Raw genomic sequence first — 18220 nt, 5'->3', positions numbered from 1 at the left:
CCAGTAGCTTATTCATATATTTCCTTCGGTATTATAATTAAGAAAAAAGTCTTTATAACAAAAAAGTCGGAAGAATAATCTTCCGACCATGACTGCGCCAACTCTTGCAGTGTATATGAAACACGATGAGGGCACTACTTTACTTATCAGTATTATTTTAACCATTATTGGTTGGATACCTGCTGTAATTCATGAGTTTTTAGTGAATCGTACGAGATAATTATTGAAAATAATTATAAACAAAAAACCCGCTTAAAGCCAGTCATGGTCGGAAGATTATTCTTCCGACTTTTTTGTTATAAACACTTTTTTCTTAATTATAATACCGAAGGAAATATATGAATAAGCTACTGGTTATCAGATAAATAACTTGGTTTTATTCTTTGTTTTTTGTATCTTTAATATTGATAATCAGTCTTTATAACAAAAAAGTCGGAAGAATAATCTTCCGACCATGACTGGGATTTAGCAGCGTATATTTTAAATGAAAATAACGATTTAAACAAACCGGTGAAAAATAGTGAAGATCATACCTTATTACGAGAGCTATTACTTGTAGTAGAGCATAATGCGTATCATACCGGGCAGTTGATTCTTTTACTTCGACTTTTAGGAGATCACTAATATTTTGTATTTCTTTATTTGTATTTTTGCGCGGTTTCAAATGCATTTTTGATCATTTGGAACCGTATTAATAAGATTAATTCAACCAAAAAATTACGATTACATGGCAGATGATAAAAAAGTGATATTCTCGATGAGTGGGGTTACTAAAACCTACAAATCTGCGAATACACCGGTTTTAAAAAATATATACCTGAGTTTTTTCTATGGAGCAAAAATCGGGATTCTTGGTCTTAATGGTTCTGGTAAATCTACCCTATTAAAAATTATCGCAGGTAGAGATACAAACTACCAGGGAGATGTAGTATTTTCTTCAGGATATAGTATTGGTTATTTAGAGCAGGAGCCAGAGTTAGATGAAGATAAAACTGTTCTTGAGGTTGTAAAAGAAGGTGTTGCTGAAACCGTTGCAGTACTGGATGAGTACAACAAAATTAACGACATGTTTGGTTTGCCTGAGGTTTATGAAGATGCTGATAAGATGCAAAAGCTTATGGATAAGCAGGCAGAACTTCAGGATAAGATTGATGCCAGCAATGCATGGGAATTAGATACCAAGCTGGAAATTGCGATGGATGCCTTAAGAACTCCGGAAGCTGATAAGAAAATTTCAGTATTATCTGGTGGGGAAAGAAGGCGAGTAGCGCTTTGTCGCTTATTACTAAAAGAGCCAGATATTCTACTTTTAGATGAGCCAACCAACCACCTGGATGCCGAATCTGTGCATTGGTTAGAACACCATTTAGCACAATATAAGGGAACGGTGATTGCAGTGACGCACGACCGTTATTTCTTAGATAATGTTGCCGGTTGGATCTTAGAATTAGATCGTGGTGAAGGAATCCCATGGAAAGGAAACTATTCTTCCTGGTTAGATCAAAAATCCAAGCGATTGGCGCAAGAGCAAAAACAGGCCAGCAAGCGCCAGAAAACTTTAGAACGCGAACTGGAATGGGCGAAAATGAATCCGAAAGGTCGCCAGTCTAAGCAAAAAGCACGTCTTAAAAATTACGACAAGCTGCTGAGTCAGGATCAAAAACAAATGGATGAAAAGCTTGAAATTTACATCCCAAATGGGCCAAGATTAGGAACAAACGTAATCGACGCGAACGGTGTTAGTAAAGCATTTGGAGATAAATTGCTTTATGAGGATCTTAATTTTAGTTTACCGCAAGCAGGAATTGTAGGAATTATAGGACCAAACGGTGCCGGTAAAACCACAATTTTTAAAATGATAATGGGTGAAGAGCAGCCTGACAAAGGAACTTTTGATGTTGGTGAAACGGCAAAGATCGCGTACGTAGATCAAAGTCACTCTGATATTGATCCTGAAAAAACCATCTGGCAAAACTTTAGTGATGAGCAGGAACTTATCATGATGGGAGGCAGACAGGTAAATTCACGAGCTTATCTAAGCAGATTTAACTTTAGCGGGAGCGAGCAAAATAAGAAAGTGAATATGCTATCGGGTGGTGAGCGAAACAGGCTTCACCTGGCCATGACGTTAAAAGAAGAAGGGAACGTATTGCTACTGGATGAGCCTACCAACGATCTTGATGTGAATACCCTAAGAGCTTTAGAAGAAGGCTTGGATAACTTTGCAGGTTGTGCTGTGGTCATTTCCCACGACCGTTGGTTCCTGGATAGGGTTTGTACGCATATTCTTGCTTTTGAAGGCGACTCGCAAGTATATTTCTTTGAAGGTAGTTTCTCTGATTATGAAGAGAACAAGAAAAAACGTCTTGGCGGTGACGTAATGCCAAAACGAATTAAATATAAAAAATTAACCAGATAGTCATACCCTATAAGGCTCCTTAACGGAGCCTTTTTTTATACTGCTTCTATTGATTTTATGTAGTTAAGAGGGAAGATTTTTCATGGCAAAATGAAGAAGTCCGCTTGAATTTTTAAGGTTTAGTTTTCTAATCATGTTTTTACGATGGGTTTCGATAGTAAACTGGCTACGGTGCAGGATTTCCGAAATTTCCTTGGTGCTTTTTCCATCTTTAATTAATTGAAGGATTTCTAACTCCCGATTAGTCAATTTAAAATCGCTGGTCCATACTTTAATATTGCTTACCGCTTTTGTGTGTTCTTCATAAAAAGCAGTCTCTCCAATCCTTACTTTTCTTATGGCTTCAATAAGCTCGTTAGTATGGACAAATTTTGGCAGATAACCAGCAACACCTATAAATTTAAGTTTATCCAGAATGTTTTTTTCAAAAAGCATAGATAAACAGATGATTTTTAGAGAAGCGAAATAAGGCTTCATTTTTTCAGCAATACTAATTCCAGAATTCCCAGGCAGATTTATATCGAGTAACAGCACATCGGCTTTATGGATTTCGTCGCTTTTCAGCATGGTTTCCCCATCCCTAAATGTGGCGATAACCTGTAAATCGTCGATAGCGTCTAAAATTTGCATGAGTCCTTCTGTAAATAAGGAATGATCATCAACCAGTACGATTTTTATTGCTTTCATTTTAAATAGGTATTTCGATGATACTTATCATGCCTTTCCCGGTATTCTCTATATGAAATATTCCTTGGTGATAAGAAACCCTGGATTTTATATTTTTTATTCCCATACCATTAGTGTTTTCTTCTTTTAAGCCTATACCATTATCTTCTATCTGAAGGCTGCAGGTACTTTCATCACAATTTAGGGTAATGTCAACAATCGTTGCCTTCGAATGTTTTATGATATTGGAAATAAGCTCCTGAAAGATTCGATAGATATTAACCGCTTTAATGTTTTCTATGGTATGGTCGTCTCCCAATAGGGTAAGATTCACTGCTATTGAAGTATTCTTAAAAAGCTCTAAGTCCTGCTGAATAGTTGTATATAAACCAATTTTTTCTATTTCTTTAGGTGATATTTGGTAGATTAAATTGCGAAACTGGTCTTTTGCAAGATTGAATATTCCTGTAATTTGCTTTTCATTCTTATAGGGAGCTTCCAGTAAAAGACGCAAGGCATTCATAGTATTTCCTAATCCGTCATGAAGATTTCTTGCAATGATCTGGCGTTCATTTTCCTGTACTTCAATGAGTTCTTCGCTTAGTTTTTCACTTTTTAATTTAGCAGCGGCTAGATTTTGGTTCATTTCATTAAGCTCTTTTCTATAATTCAATAAGAAAGCAATCGTTAAACTTAAAATTTCAAAAGCAACGCTGTTAATGATGTTTCCTGGTGGCATGTAAATGGTTGCGCCCCCTACCTGAAAAGTGTTGGTGATATAAAAAAGTAGCGAAAGAATAAGTAAAAAGTTACAGCAGATGTAGTAAACGGATTGTTTATTCTTTTTGTAAATCGAATAAAACAGGTTGATCACCAATACCGTTAAATTGATTAAAAATAAAAGAAATAGCAAAAGCCGGTATTGGTCAAAAAAAGCGGTGTTTTGCGGAATAACGATCTTGATCACTACAAAAAGAATAAGAATAAACAAGATGAAATTATTGATAAGGTTTAATATCGAATTCCATTTTGGAAAATGCTCTTTGTGAGCGGTAAAGTATTGAAATACTTTTGTGTGAAAATATGACGATAGCAGCACAAAAAACATTTTAGGGAAGTGTGTCCAAAAGCGATGAAGAAAATCGGGAACCAAATGCACATCGTACATATATTCTATGGCATTAAAGGCCATCATGCTTAAAATATAGCCAAACATAAAACCATACAGTTTTCTTCGTATAAGGATAAACAGGAATAGATTGAATAAAGCGGTGAAAGTAAAGTAGCCAAAGTACCGGCCTAAAAGGAATGAATTATTAGCCTCATAAATAAGAATATCTTCCACCGTAGTAAAATCTGTAGGAAAATATAAATTAGAGTGTCCCTGTAATTTAGTTTTTAAAATCAAAGTTTTGGTCTCGAAAGCTTGCATTTCAACCTTAAAAGAAAGACATCGAATGGGCGTTGGTCTTTTTTCCAGTTTTTGAGCTACAGAGGTTTCTCCAATTTCTATGAGCCGGCCATTTTTCAATTCGTATAAAGTGAATAAAATTCCGTCATTATAAAAGCTCCAATAATAGTCCTCTGCGAAAGCCTGATCGTTTGTAACCTTTAATGAAAAATAATTTAAGCAACTGGTAAACCCTAGATTTACGATTCGGCTAGGATCCATATCCTGAAATTCTCCTTTGTTGAAATGCTGAATTATTTCTTCTTTAGATTCTGCCTTGCAGTCCTCAAATCTTTGGAAAAAATCAACAATATGCTGTGAGTACACTCCTTTTACAAAAAGCGTATCGTCTTCTGAAGCATTTACAGAAAATGCGAGAAGAAAGCAAATAATAAGAAAGTACTTGTTTAGCACATTAATTTTCAGTGGATTGGAGGTGAAAATAAAATTAGCTAAATAGATTGAAGGATAAATACCCAATGACAGATATTTTTTGAATAATTCTGAAATTAGTCGGTTTTCAGCTTAATTTTTAAGTTTTCAGCATAATTCTTTATCGTTTCGATATCATTTTTAGTTTCTACGGCTTCCAAAGCACTACTGAAAAAACACTTAGCTTCGGAAAGAATAATATCTTTATAGTAATCTTCTTTTTGTTCTTGCTGAAGTAAATAGTGGAACATCACGCCAATTTTTTGAATGATAATTAGATCGTGTGAGCAGTAGGTTCTAATGGTTACCAGTATATTATAAAGTAAATCTTTAAAATCTACGGTATTCAATTTTAAAAGACATTTATCGTTGCGGTTTATAATACTCGAATCCTTTTTTAGCATTCTAAGGGCCAGTAATTCGGTTAAATAATCGATAGCATTTACCGCGGTACCGGGATCATTAATCCCGGGAGACATGGCTTTGGCAATAATTTCAGTAATTTGTTTAAAAGCCAATACGTAATTATCGGCAACGAGTTCTTTACGTGCAAAATTGAAATTCGCTAAAATTTCATCTAATTTTTCATCATCCAGTTCTTTTTCTGACCGAAGAATTGGGGTGCCTTTAAGAATAAAAATACCTTTTATAGGTAAAACATGAAATTTGGTTTCTATTTCTTCACAAAGATCAAGCATGTTCGCAATCGATAGGTTTTGAAAATACCCACTTTTTTTTGCTTCATAGACATGCCAGCTATCCGTATCAGGGAAACTGGCAGTTTGATTTCGCTCACTGTCCAATAATTTATAAAGCCTGTTTCTGGATTCATGATAAATATACTCGAGGATATTACTTATTTGAATGCTTTGGGAAATGGTATGGATGAAATAGATAAATGCACCCATACAGATCACTGTAAAAAGGATACCCAAAAATACTGAAAATCCGGGTAAATCTTTTGGAGGTGCGTCCGGATCTATAGCAACCATGATAAAAATACAATAGAGTATGGTTGCAAGATAAATCCCTAAGACTGTTTGGTGTTTACGATCTGAAATTAAGCCGGGCAGTAATCTTGGAGAATAATTATTGGTGGCCTGGTTAAGCAAAACCATTACCATAGAAAAGCTAAACACCATCATCGAGATGAGTCCCGTAATTATTGCTCCTAAAACGCTTAGTGCCGTATCTCCGCTATTAACAATAAGAGACGGAAAGTTTTTTCTTAAAAGACCTGAAGCGCCATGTTCTTCCAAGAATAAGGTTAGAAATGTAAATAGAAACCCTAATAAAGCGATTACGGTTGGATAAAATGCGATCCGACTGCGAATAGCATTAAAAAAAGAAAGTAGCCGGGTAAATAGTTTTTTCATTTGACAGTTAATATGAGGCTAATATAGCTGTAAAAACCCTAAACATGTTAAAAAGTCATGTTAAAAACCATTATAACTGCCAAAATGACGTTAAAATTTAATTGGAATTTAAATTGCTATTAGGTAAGTGTTCTTAAAAGAAATAAAGTTTAACAAAAAATATAAATGTTATGAGTCTAATTAAGAGAAATGAAAACTGGTTGCCATCTGTATTTGACGATATGTTTAAAACAGATTGGTTAGGAGGAACTACAAACGTGAATAATATAGGGACAAGGATTCCAGCGGTTAATATTCACGAATCAGACGAGAATTTTATCGTTGAAGTTGCAGCTCCTGGAAAATCCAAAGAAGATTTTAAGATTGAGTTGGATAACGATGTATTAACCATTTCAGCTGAAGAAAAATTAGAAAAAGAAACTTCAGAAAAAAGCGGAAAATATACTCGTAAAGAATTTAGCTATAGTACTTTTAAAAGAGCATTTAGTTTACCTGAAACAGTAGATAATTCTAAAATTTCTGCGAATTACAATAACGGGGTTTTAGAAATTGCACTTCCAAAAAAGGAAGAAGCTAAAGTGCAGGCTAAAAGAATGATAGAAATATCTTAAGTTAAGGTTATTTAGTTAGTTAAAAAAAGAAAGCCGAATTATAAGATTCGGCTTTCTTTTTATTTCCAGGGTTTTAAATCTTAAGTTATTCGCCCTTTTCTTCAGGAATATATCTTAAAAAATACATGGTATCTCCACTGGGATGATCCCATTTATTGAAAAGTTGAAATCCGAATTTTTGATACACAATCGCGTTTTTTCGCATTCTTGTTTCCGCATAAAGCGGTAAATTATAAAGCTTAGCGCGTCTGTAAAACTCATTTTTCATTTGTACACCAACCTGTGTGCCGGGGCCACGGGATTCTTTGAGGATTCCCCAAAACCAGCAGTACAAATATTCACCTTCCTGTGGACGCTGTTTCTTGATATAATTTTGGGTTTTTAAAATTTTATAGGCATTTTTTATACCCGTAACATTAAAAACTAAGCCTAATTCTGACCAGGCATTTTTCCAGAAGTTTTCATCTTTTTTACTGGTTTTAAATAAAATAGCAATCCCATTTCCATCTTCACTTACAATAAGAGCATCTTTTTCAATAGCTTTATTCACCATGTGTTCAGCAAGATATTTATATCTTTTGTGCTCGTTTCCTCCCTTTTTAACCACATCCATAGATGATGGGATTTCTTTTAAAAGGATGGTCACTTTTTTAATAATATCTGCTTTTTCTTCCTGAGTCAAAATTCGATCTTTTAGACTGCGAATATAACAAAAATCAAAGGTTTTTTTATTTGGTAATGCTATGGTAATTTTTAGTTTTCCTTTCTTAATTTCTGTTTAGCATTAGTTCAAATTATGCTTTAAGTCCACTTAATTTTTATATTGACTGATTTTGTAGTTAATTTAAGCTTAAATTTATCCCAATGATGAAGAAAATCCTTTTCCCCCTCTTGCTACTTTTCTTATTGCCGGTTTTTGGGCAATCTTCGATAGAAAGTGATTCCATAAAAATCAGAGAAATTTATAACATTGCATTAACCAATTGTAAAAGCTATGATTGGTTAAGGCATTTATCCAATAGTATCGGTGGTCGCCTTTCTGGATCCTACAATGCGCAACTTGCGGTAGACTACACTAAAAAAGAGTTGGATAGTCTTGGCTTAGATAAGGTTTGGCTACAGGAAGTGATGGTGCCAAAATGGACCCGAGGGGTTCGTGAATACGCGTATATCGAAACGATTCCGGGAAGTGCTACACCTGTTAATATCTGCGCTTTGGGAGGTTCTATTGCTACCCCTGAAGGAGGAACCAAAGCTGAGGTTATCGAAGTGAAGGGCATTGAAGAACTTTCCGCAATTGGCGAAAATAAAATTAAAGGTAAAATTGTCTTTTTTAATCGACCAATGAATGCTACAAATATCCATACGTTTAAAGCTTACGGGGGCGCAGTAGATCAACGCGCTAATGGAGCTGCTGAAGCTTCAAAATATGGGGCCGTGGGTGTACTGGTTAGATCGATGAACCTTAGCATCGATGAATATCCACATGCCGGTAGTATGTATTATGGTGATATTGCTGAAGATCAAAAAATTCCGGCTGCGGCCATTAGTACGAAGGATGCTGAATATTTAAGCTCGGTTTTAAAGTTGCAAAAAGATCTTAAGGTCTATTTTAAAATGAATTGTGAAACCCATCCGGATGTAAAAAGCTATAATGTTATTGGAGAAATTACGGGAAGTCAGTATCCCGATGAATATATTGTTGTAGGAGGGCATTTAGATTCTTGGGATTTAGGAGATGGCTCTCACGATGATGGAGCGGGCTGTGTACAATCGATGGAAGTATTACGCCTGTTTAAAGAGATGGGGTATAAGCCAAAAAGGAGTATACGCGTAGTCTTGTTTATGAATGAAGAAAATGGATTGCGAGGCGGATTAAAATACGCCGAGGTTGCCAGGGAAAAAAGCGAAGATCATATCTTTGCCTTAGAAAGCGATTCGGGTGGTTTTACACCAAGGGGCTTTACGTTTCATGCTGATGATGTCCAACTTGAAAAACTACAAAACTGGTCTCGTTTATTTGCACCGTATTATTTACATATTTTTAAAGAAGGAGAAGGAGGTGCAGATATTGGTCCGCTTAAAGGTGATGGAACGGTTTTAGCGGGTTTACAACCAGATTCTCAACGTTATTTTGATTATCACCATGCTGCTACAGATACTTTCGATAAAATCAATAAAAGAGAACTCGAGTTAGGTGCAGCTAGCATGACATCTTTAATTTATCTGGTAGATAAATACGGTTTATAATTGATAAGGTTCCCGGCGATTAACATATCAAATCCAAATTTTAACAAAGAAGAAGATCTCACTTCCTTTTTGCTTTTAGATGCCTTTATCTATAATGATACTGAAAGTTATTTTCAGGAATATTTAAATGAGGAATTGTTTTGTGATAGTCACGGAAAGATTTTTAAGATCACAGGCAAAAAACAACCAAAATCGATTTTTAGAAAGCTTTTTTTCTTTTTGCCCAATATTTATAAGGTAGAATTGATTTTTGAAGCTACTAATGAATATATAACATTAGATGATCTTCGAGATTTTATGATTGAAAGAATAAAAACTTTGGGTTACGGCAAGTTTGAAGTAAAGTGGATTCTGGAGCTTCAGAAAGCAAAATCTTATGAAGAATTAATTTTAGGAAAACAAAACTAAGTATCTTCTATTTTTCAGATTCTTAAATTGGATTTTTTAATGATAAATCAATTTGAAGCCGGATAAAAGCCATTATCTTTGCGCACTAAATTTTTGGTTTTGCAGCTTTCAGATTACACAAAAGAATTCAGGAAAAATCTAAATATAGCCTATCCGGTGATGTTAGGTCAATTGGGACATGTACTTGTTGGTCTCGCTGATAATCTAATGGTAGGACGATTAGGTGCTGCGCCCCTTGCCGCAGTTTCCTTAGGAAATAGTTTGGTGTTTATTGCACTTTCTTTAGGGATTGGATTTTCTTTTGCGATTACTCCGCTTATTGCTGAGGCCGATGGTTCTGGAGACATCGAAAAGGGAAGAAGTTATTTTCATCACGGGATTATTCTTTGTGGTATAAACGGTATACTTCTTTTTCTACTGCTATTACTGGCAAAACCACTTTTATATTACCTTGATCAACCTCCTGAAGTAGTAGAGTATGCTATGCCTTATCTTGAAATTGTAGCTTTTTCGATGCTCCCTTTAATGATATTTCAGGCCTATAAACAATTTGCCGATGGTTTATCTCAAACCAAATATTCAATGTATGCTACTATATTAGCTAATGTGGTTAACGTATTATTCAACTATTTATTAATTTACGGAATTTGGGTTTTTCCAGAGTTGGGTTTAGAAGGTGCAGCGATAGGAACATTGATTTCAAGGTTCTTTATGCTTTGGTTTGTGTGGGAAATTTTAAGACGAAAATCTAAATTTAAACCCTACTTCGTTTGGTCCAAAAAAGAATTATTTAATATAGATATTTTTAAGAAGATTTTAAATCTTGGTCTGCCAACTGCCTTACAGATGTTATTTGAAGTAGCTATTTTTACAGCGACCGTCTTCCTGGCAGGACTTTTAGGAACAAATCAGCAGGCAGCAAATCAAATTGCTTTAAATTTAGCCTCGATGACCTTTATGATTGCGGTAGGCCTTGGGGTTACTGCAACTATACGCGTTGGAAATCAAAAAGGATTACATCATTATAAAGAGTTGAGACGAATTGCCATGTCAGTATTCCTACTTGTCTTTATTATTGAAGCTGTATTCGCAGTAGGTTTTATTTTGTTGAAAGACTGGTTGCCTACTTTTTATATAGACAATGCCGAAGTTGTACTTTTATCGTCACAATTATTAATCGTAGCAGCCTTATTTCAGTTAAGTGACGGAATGCAGGTAGTAATTCTGGGGGCTTTACGAGGTTTACAAGATGTAAAAGTCCCAACTGCTATTTGTTTTGTTGCGTACTGGATGATTGGTTTTCCGGTGTCCTGGTATTTTGGAAAAGCTGAAAATATGGGAAGTATGGGAATCTGGATGGGCTTACTGGCAGGATTAACGGCTTCTGCATTAATGTTGTATTTTAGATTCAATTATTTAAGCCATAAATTGATTGCGAATAAACCGAAAGAAATTAAAACCGAAACTGTTTAAAAATATATACCATGGAATTTCCTAAATTTTTATTGGGTGATAATACCGACTATTCAGATGCGATTTTTGTGATTCACACAGAGTTTCCCCGTTTCATTATTAATCTTGAAAATGATGAGGTGGAGTGGCTTGAAGATTTTGATAAAGCAGATGAAGAAGAACTGGCGAATGAAGCCGAAAGTTTGATTCAGCAGGCGAATGACTTTTATGATCGCGAAGTATCCAGATACGAGGAGGACTAAACCAGTTATGTGCTTTTGGGCACATGCACAAGGTATTTATTAGTAATGATTTAAATTTCGAGGTATCGCGATCTCAGTCTCGAAAGCTACCGTATCCACACCTTAACGGAGCATTTAATCTCAATTATGGAATAAAAAAAGTATGGAAGAATTAATTGAATTAGACCACAAATTATTTCTTTATTTAAACAATCTTGGTTCTGCAACCTGGGATTGGATGTGGATTGCTATTAGTAATAAATGGATGGCGATCCCACTTTATGCTTTTCTGTTATTCCTTCTTTTTAAGAAATTTGGCTGGAAGTATAGTGTGATCACAATGATTTTTATTGCACTCTTAATCACCTGTACCGATCAAATGGCCAACGTATTTAAAGACTTTTTTATGCGTCCGCGTCCTTGCAGGCAGGAAGGCGTAACCCAATTTGCCAGGATCGTGGCAGAGCGCTGCGGTAAATATGGATTTTACTCGGCTCATGCTTCAAGTACGTTTGCCGTAGCAATTTTTTTAGGATCTATTTTTAAAAAGAAAATTCCTGGACTTATCTGGTATTTATTAATTTGGGCCGCTTTTGTAGCCTATAGTCGGGTTTATCTTGGCGTTCATTATCCCGGTGATATCATTGTGGGGGCCATTTTTGGGACATTATACGGGTATCTGCTTTATTTACTTCAACAGTTTACGCTTAATAAATTAAAATTGGTGTAGTATATAAATAGTGGAATCTCCATATCATCAACTCCAATAACTTCTATTTTATTTTCAATTCTATTCTCCTGTACCCAAAATCTTTCTTCAGGTAATTCCTTATATTTTTTAGACACAGTTTTTATTGTCTTTTTCATGATCTTTAAAGCAACCGATTGCGTATTCATTTTATATGTAATTTTTACGCTTAAAATTGAAGCATTATTAATATTTCACCCTCATTAACTATAATTTAATCTTTAATGAAGTATTTTTTTACTATTTATAGTTGATATTAACAATTCATATAATTGAAAAGGGAGAGTAATTTCACTTATAACCCATATTTTTAAATTATTTATAAATTTTTAAAATACTGAATAACAGTAATTTAAGTGGTAATCACATTACTTATAGTCATTTTGAATATAAAAATTAACGCAACCGATTTCGTAATTAGTAATTTTATAATATATTTATCATATCAAAAAATTAACCTATTAATTTTTGTCATTCTAATATGATTTAAATCTCTTAATTTAAAATTTATTAATATGGAGGAAAAAATTACTAACTATGTAAGAAGTTTGGGTAGGATGCCCAAATTTTCGCTTCTGTTTTTCTTGTTGGTATTTACTGGTGCGTACGCCCAAAATACAACAGTAAGTGGAGAAGTTGTTGACGCAGATGGATTACCACTGCCGGGAGTAAATGTTTTCATTGTAGGAACCAGTCAGGGAACAACGACCGATTTTGATGGTAACTATACGTTAAATAATGTGCCATCAGATGCTACCCTTAGTTATAGCTTTATGGGCTATCGAGCTCAGGATATCGCAGTTAACGGGCGAACACAGATTAACGTAACCATGCAAGACGATACCGAAGCTTTGAGTGAAGTGGTCGTGGTGGGGTATGGTACACAAAGTAGGGAATCTGTTACTGGATCAGTGGTTTCAGTAAAAGGAGAAGAATTAAATGAAGTAAAGACGGCTAACTTTCAAGAAGCACTTATAGGACGTGCCGCTGGTGTTAATATTTCTACCAACAGTACCAGGCCAGGGGCATCCCCGCAGGTTCGAATTCGAGGTACCCGGTCGCTTTCTGGTAATAATGATCCTTTAATTGTACTTAATGGCATTCCTTTTTCTGGTGGTCTAAGTGATATCAGTCCTAATGATATTGAAAGTCTTGATATACTTAAAGATGCATCTGCCACAGCTATTTACGGCTCACGGGGTGCCAATGGTGTTATCCTTATCACTACAAAGTCGGGAAGACAGGGGCAAAAGGCTACATTTTCTTATAATACATACTATGCAGTAAAAGACGTGTTTGCGAAATATCCAATGATGAATGCAGCGCAACTTACCCAATTACGTGCAGATGTTGCAGCTCATCCTAATCAGGGTGGCAGCCCAATTTATGGTTTGGGTGGCGATGAAGATCTGGCTAATGATACAGACTGGCAGGATCTTTTATACGGAACCGGACTTCAAACAACTCATGATATTAGCGTAAAAGGAGGTTCTGAAAAAGGCTCTTTTAATATAGGAATGGGGTATTTTAAAGAAACATCGGTAGTGCCAGAGGATTCTTTCCAAAGATATTCTTTAAGAGCTCAGGTTGATCAGGAAGTAGGTTCTTTATTTAAATTTGGTTTGAATTCAGTAATGAACTTCAATAAAAGCAGTAGTATTGTAGGAGTATTTGGTGCATTAGCCGCCTCGCCACTCTTAAGTCCGTATGATGAAAATGGAAATTTTTTAGAATCTGTGAGGCTTCAAACAGAAGCTGATAACCTTTGGATTCCTACCAGGAATGAAGTAAACCGAATAGGAGATAGAAGGAAAAATGAACAATTGGATTACGGCTCTTATAATAATATTTATGCTGAAGTTAAAATACCATGGATTGAAGGATTGAAATATCGACTTAATCTTGGTTTAAATTTTAGAACAGATAGAGATGGAGACTTCACAGGGCAGGGCGTTTTTAATTATAACGAACAAAACCCCTCATCTGGAAGCTATAATAGTTCTATAACAAGAGATTATGTTGTAGAAAATCAAATACTATACGATAGAACATTTGCTGAGAAACACAAAGTAAACTTCGTGGGATTATTTTCTGCTCAAAATACACAGTATGACAATGTAGGCTTAACAGCAAGGAATATTCCTGATGAGTCTTCTTTATGGTATAATCTGGATTCAGCAATTTCTGAGGATATAACAAATTACGGAACCGGATATTCTGCTACTGGATTACTGTCCTATATGGGGAGGGTAATGTATCAATACGACAATCGTTATTTGATGACAGCGACCATACGTACCGATGGTTCATCTAGATTAGCCACGGGTAATAAGTGGGTGACCTATCCTGCAGTATCTGTAGGATGGAATATTGGTAACGAAAAATTTATGGACGATGTAAGTTGGCTAAACCAATTGAAAATACGTGCCGGTTACGGTGAGACTTCCAACCAGGCAATAGCCCCTTATTCCGTTCAGGGTAGACTCGGTACGGTAAATTATAACTTTGGTAGTACATTTGCTACCGGTTACTTTATAGATCAGGTACCTAATGCCAACCTGGGATGGGAATTTTCTCAGACGTATAACTATGGTCTTGATTTTGGACTGTTTAATAACCGCTTATCTGGTACGGTTGAATATTATATAACCAAAACCAATGATATTTTATACGCACTGGGACTTCCTGCATCATCTGGTGTAGGAAATATAACCAGTAACATAGGTAAAACCGAGAATAAGGGAGTTGAAATCTCATTAAACGGAACTATAATTGATAATCCAGATGGTTTTACTTGGGATGCCGGAATCAATCTTTACAGCAATCAAAACAAAATTACTGCTCTAGCTTCGGGACAACAACGAGATGAAGGAAACCTTTGGTTTGTTGGCTCTCCTATTAATGTAATTTATGATTATGAATATGTAGGACTTTGGAATGAGTCTGATCCGGATTTTCAGTACTTGCAACAATATGAGCCGGGTGCCAGTGCTGCAGGGATGATCAAAGTACGATATACCGGGGAATATAATGCAGATGGATCTCCGGTACGCCCGATCGGAGCTGATGACAGGGTAATTATAGATCCAACTCCAGATTTTCAGGGTGGTTTTAATACGCGTTTAGCTTATAAAAATATCGACTTGAGTATGGTTGGAACCTTCCAGCACGGTGGTACTTTGGTGAGTACACTCTATTCATCCAGTAGTTATCTTAATTTGCTAACCGGTAGACAAAATAACGTTGCGGTAGATTATTGGACGCCAACCAATACAGATGCAAGATATCCTGCTCCGGGAGGACTTCAAAGTGGAGATAACCAGGAGTATGCAAGTACGTTAGGGTATTTTGATGGTTCGTATTTAAAAGTTCGTTCAATTACTTTGGGATACAATTTTGAACAAGATTTTATTACCAATATTGGACTGCAGAGGTTACGTGTTTATGCATCTGCACAAAACCCGTTCGTACTTTTTTCACCTTTTCATGATGAATCTGGTTTAGATCCAGAGATTACAAATTCAGGAGTTGATGGTAATGGTAATCGTCAAAATTCCGCTGTAAATACTAGTAATATTTCCAGGGGTATTCCAACTATTGGAACTAACATTCCTTCTACAAGAAATTATTTGATAGGCTTAAACATTTCATTTTAAATAGAAAATATGAGAAAATTTAGAATTATACCTATAGCCATATTTTCAATGGTGTCGGTATTCGGTTTAAAATCTTGTACAGATGATATACTGAAAGAAGAAACAAGAGGAGTATTTACTCCAGATTTTTTTACTACAGAAACTGGGGTTCAGGGAGGATTAACATATTTATATCAGAATATGCGAAACGTCTTTGGATTTGCATATTATTTAAACTTAACAGAAACAGGTACAGATGAATATGTTGCCGCCCAAAGTGCCAATAATAACTTTTATGATTTAGATCTTGCCGGGCAAGGTAATTTAAGTTCAGAAAGTGGATTTTCAGTAGGTGTTGTTTGGGGAAATGCTTTTCCCGCAATAAATACGGCTAGCGGTATTATTGAAAATGCTGAAGGTGTAGGACTCGATAATTCGCTAATTGCAGAAGCAAGGTTTTTTAGGGCATTTAATTACTTTTTATTAGTGCAAAATTATGGTGGTGTACCACTAGATTTGGGCTCTGGTGAATTAGCATTTAATAATTCTGCCGTTAGGACTTCTGTGCGTAATACAGTACCTGAAGTTTATACAAGGGCTATTTTACCAGATTTACAAACAGCTGTAAACGATTTACCTGATAATCCCCGTTTAACCGGGGCAGTAACCAAGAACGTAGCTCGGCTGTTTTTATCAAAAGCTTATTTAACCTATGCCTGGTGGTTAGAGAATCCTAATAATATTCCTACCTATCCTGAAACGCCAAGAACAGATCCGGATGGTCAGGATGCTTCTTATTATTTCCAAAAAGCCTATGATCTAGCTGTTGAGGGAATTGAGAATCCAGGCCCTTATCGTTTACTAGATTGTTTTTATAATGTACATGTGGCCACAAACGATCGTCATGATGAAATGATGTTATATGCAGATCGTACTGAAGATAGCCAACTTTATAACGGAGCAGATTTAGGATATAGTGGTCCAGAGGGTAGTGCTAATACAGCAGTTTGGATGGTAACATCTAACTACACCAGTATAAGTGTGGATGGCGTTTCTGCAGTACAAAGAGAAGCTGCTCAAAGTTATGGTAGGCCTTGGACAAGAATGGCACCACCTATTGGTGTATTAACAGAAACTTTTGAAGAGAAAGAATTAGATTCTCGCTATGATGCTACATTTGTCACCAGTTATAGAGGAAACTGGGATAAAGGTGGTGCAACTGAACCTACATTAACGGCAGCCAATGGTATGGAAATAGCCCCAGGTGATGCGGTGATATCATTTTTAGATGAACATAATGATAATGTTGTTTATGTAAATGGTGCTAACATCGGAGGGGGAGAACTTCCAGGAAGATCAGATTATGTTATAAACCCAGATGAAATTAATAGAAGATTTTATCCAGGTTTGTGGAAATTAGGGACTTACCGCACGGATAACGGAGGTGGTTTAGGGTCTCCTAATGGAGCATTAACCCGTCCTTTTCCAATAGCAAAATATTCTGAATTTTATTTCCTGGCGGCTGAAGCAGCCGTAAAAGGAGCAACAGGAAGTTATAGTGCTTATGATTTAATTAATGTTATTAGGGCGCGAGCCGGCAAATGGTGTTATGATAACGGCGAACAGGAAGAACGTATCGAGGATAATAGTGCGGCCATGATAGCAGCGACGCCAGATGTTATAGATATCGATTTTATTTTGGCAGAGCGTTCCCGGGAATACTTTGGTGAAGGCTATCGTTGGTATGACCTGGTACGTACTCAAAAATGGAACGAATTAGCTGGATCTTATATGATTGGTGGCAATGATGCCACAGATCATACCCCAACCGTAACGACTAGGAATATTGAGCCTTATCATTATTTAAGACCAATACCTCGCGGACAATTAGATAATCTGGATGTATCCCAAGCAGAAAAAGATACTTACCAAAACCCTGGCTATCAATAGAATATAACTTTATTAAATAATATAGAAAAGAGAGCTTTAAAGCTCTCTTTTTTGTTTTTTATAGCTAAATACAAGTTTTAATTCGTTTCTGGATTTTTGGCTGTAATAAGTTTTTCTCTGGAATATGGTGTGGATTTTCTTGAGAAGAAATTCTCCTATAGTTTATAGTAAATAAACTAATTGAGCCTTGTGTCCTGTAAATATAGGATCCATGCGGCCTGGATCGGGATAATTAATTTATCAATTATCACTACCCTATTTTTATTCTTTGCTTTTAAATTTAAACGCTTATTAATAGTGATCCACACTTAACTTTCAATTACTGACTTCACTTATAAGCGCCAATCTCCTTGCTTATCCCAGAATTTTCTTTTTGATATTCTATGATATTTTAAACAGAATTTTTAGATAGAAAGCAGATAACAAAAAGCCGGGTACCACCCACTAGTGGTCGGAAGAAATTCCGGCCACTTTAAGTTTTAAATAATTTGTTGGGATCTCCTCCGGAAAAGGTCACTATCATTGCAATAATTAAATTCCTTACTTCCATTTTAAATCTTCTCTTGGCTGTTTTATAACCG

16 protein-coding genes are annotated in these 18220 nt (G+C 35.7%); 11 read left to right on the top strand and 5 right to left on the bottom strand.

The window, feature by feature from the left end; translation table 11 throughout:
- The first annotated feature begins 88 nt into the window (after positions 1 to 88).
- The 3 genes from AC13DP_RS00865 to ettA all read left to right on the top strand — a co-directional run bounded on the left by AC13DP_RS00865 (position 89) and on the right by ettA (position 2419).
- Positions 89 to 220: a YqaE/Pmp3 family membrane protein gene (locus AC13DP_RS00865; RefSeq protein ID WP_483067147.1), complete on the top strand. Its 132-nt coding sequence runs from the start codon at positions 89 to 91 to the stop codon at positions 218 to 220.
- Positions 221 to 477: 257 nt separating this feature from the next.
- Positions 478 to 624, top strand: coding sequence for a DinB family protein (locus AC13DP_RS00860; RefSeq protein ID WP_483067149.1), 147 nt, complete (start codon positions 478 to 480; stop codon positions 622 to 624).
- 103 nt (positions 625 to 727) lie between these two features.
- Positions 728 to 2419 (top strand): energy-dependent translational throttle protein EttA, encoded by a 1692-nt coding sequence (gene ettA / locus AC13DP_RS00855; protein ID WP_013072469.1) that lies wholly within the window; start codon positions 728 to 730, stop codon positions 2417 to 2419.
- Positions 2420 to 2482: 63 nt separating this feature from the next.
- On the opposite strand, the gene AC13DP_RS00850 is transcribed toward ettA, so the two are convergent.
- From AC13DP_RS00850 to AC13DP_RS00840, 3 genes are all read right to left on the bottom strand, one after another.
- Positions 2483 to 3106 (bottom strand): response regulator transcription factor, encoded by a 624-nt coding sequence (locus AC13DP_RS00850; RefSeq protein WP_228252332.1) that lies wholly within the window; start codon positions 3104 to 3106, stop codon positions 2483 to 2485.
- 1 nt (position 3107) lies between these two features.
- The gene (locus tag AC13DP_RS00845; RefSeq protein ID WP_347406504.1) at positions 3108 to 4949 is read right to left on the bottom strand and encodes a sensor histidine kinase; all 1842 of its coding nucleotides are present in this window, start codon (positions 4947 to 4949) and stop codon (positions 3108 to 3110) included.
- 95 nt (positions 4950 to 5044) lie between these two features.
- Positions 5045 to 6343, bottom strand: coding sequence for a DUF2254 domain-containing protein (locus tag AC13DP_RS00840; protein WP_347406503.1), 1299 nt, complete (start codon positions 6341 to 6343; stop codon positions 5045 to 5047).
- Between the two features lie 170 nt (positions 6344 to 6513).
- On the opposite strand from AC13DP_RS00840, the gene AC13DP_RS00835 reads away from it, so the two are divergent.
- Positions 6514 to 6954: an Hsp20/alpha crystallin family protein gene (locus tag AC13DP_RS00835; protein WP_013072465.1), complete on the top strand. Its 441-nt coding sequence runs from the start codon at positions 6514 to 6516 to the stop codon at positions 6952 to 6954.
- An 85-nt stretch (positions 6955 to 7039) separates the two neighbouring features.
- Here the strand turns inward: AC13DP_RS00835 and AC13DP_RS00830 are convergent, their stop codons facing one another.
- Positions 7040 to 7636, bottom strand: coding sequence for a hypothetical protein (locus tag AC13DP_RS00830; RefSeq protein WP_013072464.1), 597 nt, complete (start codon positions 7634 to 7636; stop codon positions 7040 to 7042).
- A 185-nt stretch (positions 7637 to 7821) separates the two neighbouring features.
- Here AC13DP_RS00830 and AC13DP_RS00825 point away from each other — a divergent pair, with 185 nt between their 5' ends.
- The 5 genes from AC13DP_RS00825 to AC13DP_RS00805 all read left to right on the top strand — a co-directional run bounded on the left by AC13DP_RS00825 (position 7822) and on the right by AC13DP_RS00805 (position 12036).
- Positions 7822 to 9204, top strand: a complete 1383-nt coding sequence (locus tag AC13DP_RS00825) for a M20/M25/M40 family metallo-hydrolase (protein WP_483067148.1) — start codon at positions 7822 to 7824, stop codon at positions 9202 to 9204.
- Positions 9205 to 9612 (top strand): hypothetical protein, encoded by a 408-nt coding sequence (locus AC13DP_RS00820; protein ID WP_041578961.1) that lies wholly within the window; start codon positions 9205 to 9207, stop codon positions 9610 to 9612.
- 99 nt (positions 9613 to 9711) lie between these two features.
- Positions 9712 to 11085 carry an MATE family efflux transporter gene (locus AC13DP_RS00815; protein WP_228252340.1) on the top strand — a complete coding sequence of 458 codons (1374 nt, stop codon included), beginning with the start codon at positions 9712 to 9714 and terminating at the stop codon, positions 11083 to 11085.
- An 11-nt stretch (positions 11086 to 11096) separates the two neighbouring features.
- The gene (locus AC13DP_RS00810; protein ID WP_013072460.1) at positions 11097 to 11327 is read left to right on the top strand and encodes a hypothetical protein; all 231 of its coding nucleotides are present in this window, start codon (positions 11097 to 11099) and stop codon (positions 11325 to 11327) included.
- Between the two features lie 142 nt (positions 11328 to 11469).
- Positions 11470 to 12036 (top strand): phosphatase PAP2 family protein, encoded by a 567-nt coding sequence (locus tag AC13DP_RS00805; RefSeq protein WP_013072459.1) that lies wholly within the window; start codon positions 11470 to 11472, stop codon positions 12034 to 12036.
- On the opposite strand, the gene AC13DP_RS00800 is transcribed toward AC13DP_RS00805, so the two are convergent.
- On the bottom strand, positions 12000 to 12203 hold the full coding sequence (locus AC13DP_RS00800; RefSeq protein WP_347406500.1) for a hypothetical protein: 204 nt from the start codon (positions 12201 to 12203) through the stop codon (positions 12000 to 12002). The genes AC13DP_RS00805 and AC13DP_RS00800 overlap by 37 nt on opposite strands.
- A 366-nt stretch (positions 12204 to 12569) precedes the next feature.
- On the opposite strand from AC13DP_RS00800, the gene AC13DP_RS00795 reads away from it, so the two are divergent.
- Together AC13DP_RS00795 and AC13DP_RS00790 are read left to right on the top strand one after the other, a co-directional pair.
- Positions 12570 to 15710, top strand: a complete 3141-nt coding sequence (locus AC13DP_RS00795; protein ID WP_483067146.1) for a SusC/RagA family TonB-linked outer membrane protein — start codon at positions 12570 to 12572, stop codon at positions 15708 to 15710.
- Positions 15711 to 15719: 9 nt separating this feature from the next.
- Positions 15720 to 17639 (top strand): RagB/SusD family nutrient uptake outer membrane protein, encoded by a 1920-nt coding sequence (locus tag AC13DP_RS00790; protein ID WP_483067145.1) that lies wholly within the window; start codon positions 15720 to 15722, stop codon positions 17637 to 17639.
- Positions 17640 to 18220: the final 581 nt, after the last annotated feature.

The sequence above is a fragment of the Zunongwangia sp. L-65 genome, from assembly GCF_056859415.1.
The sequence above is the reverse complement of the archived record's forward strand: the minus strand, read 5'-3'. Positions and strand labels throughout refer to the sequence as shown.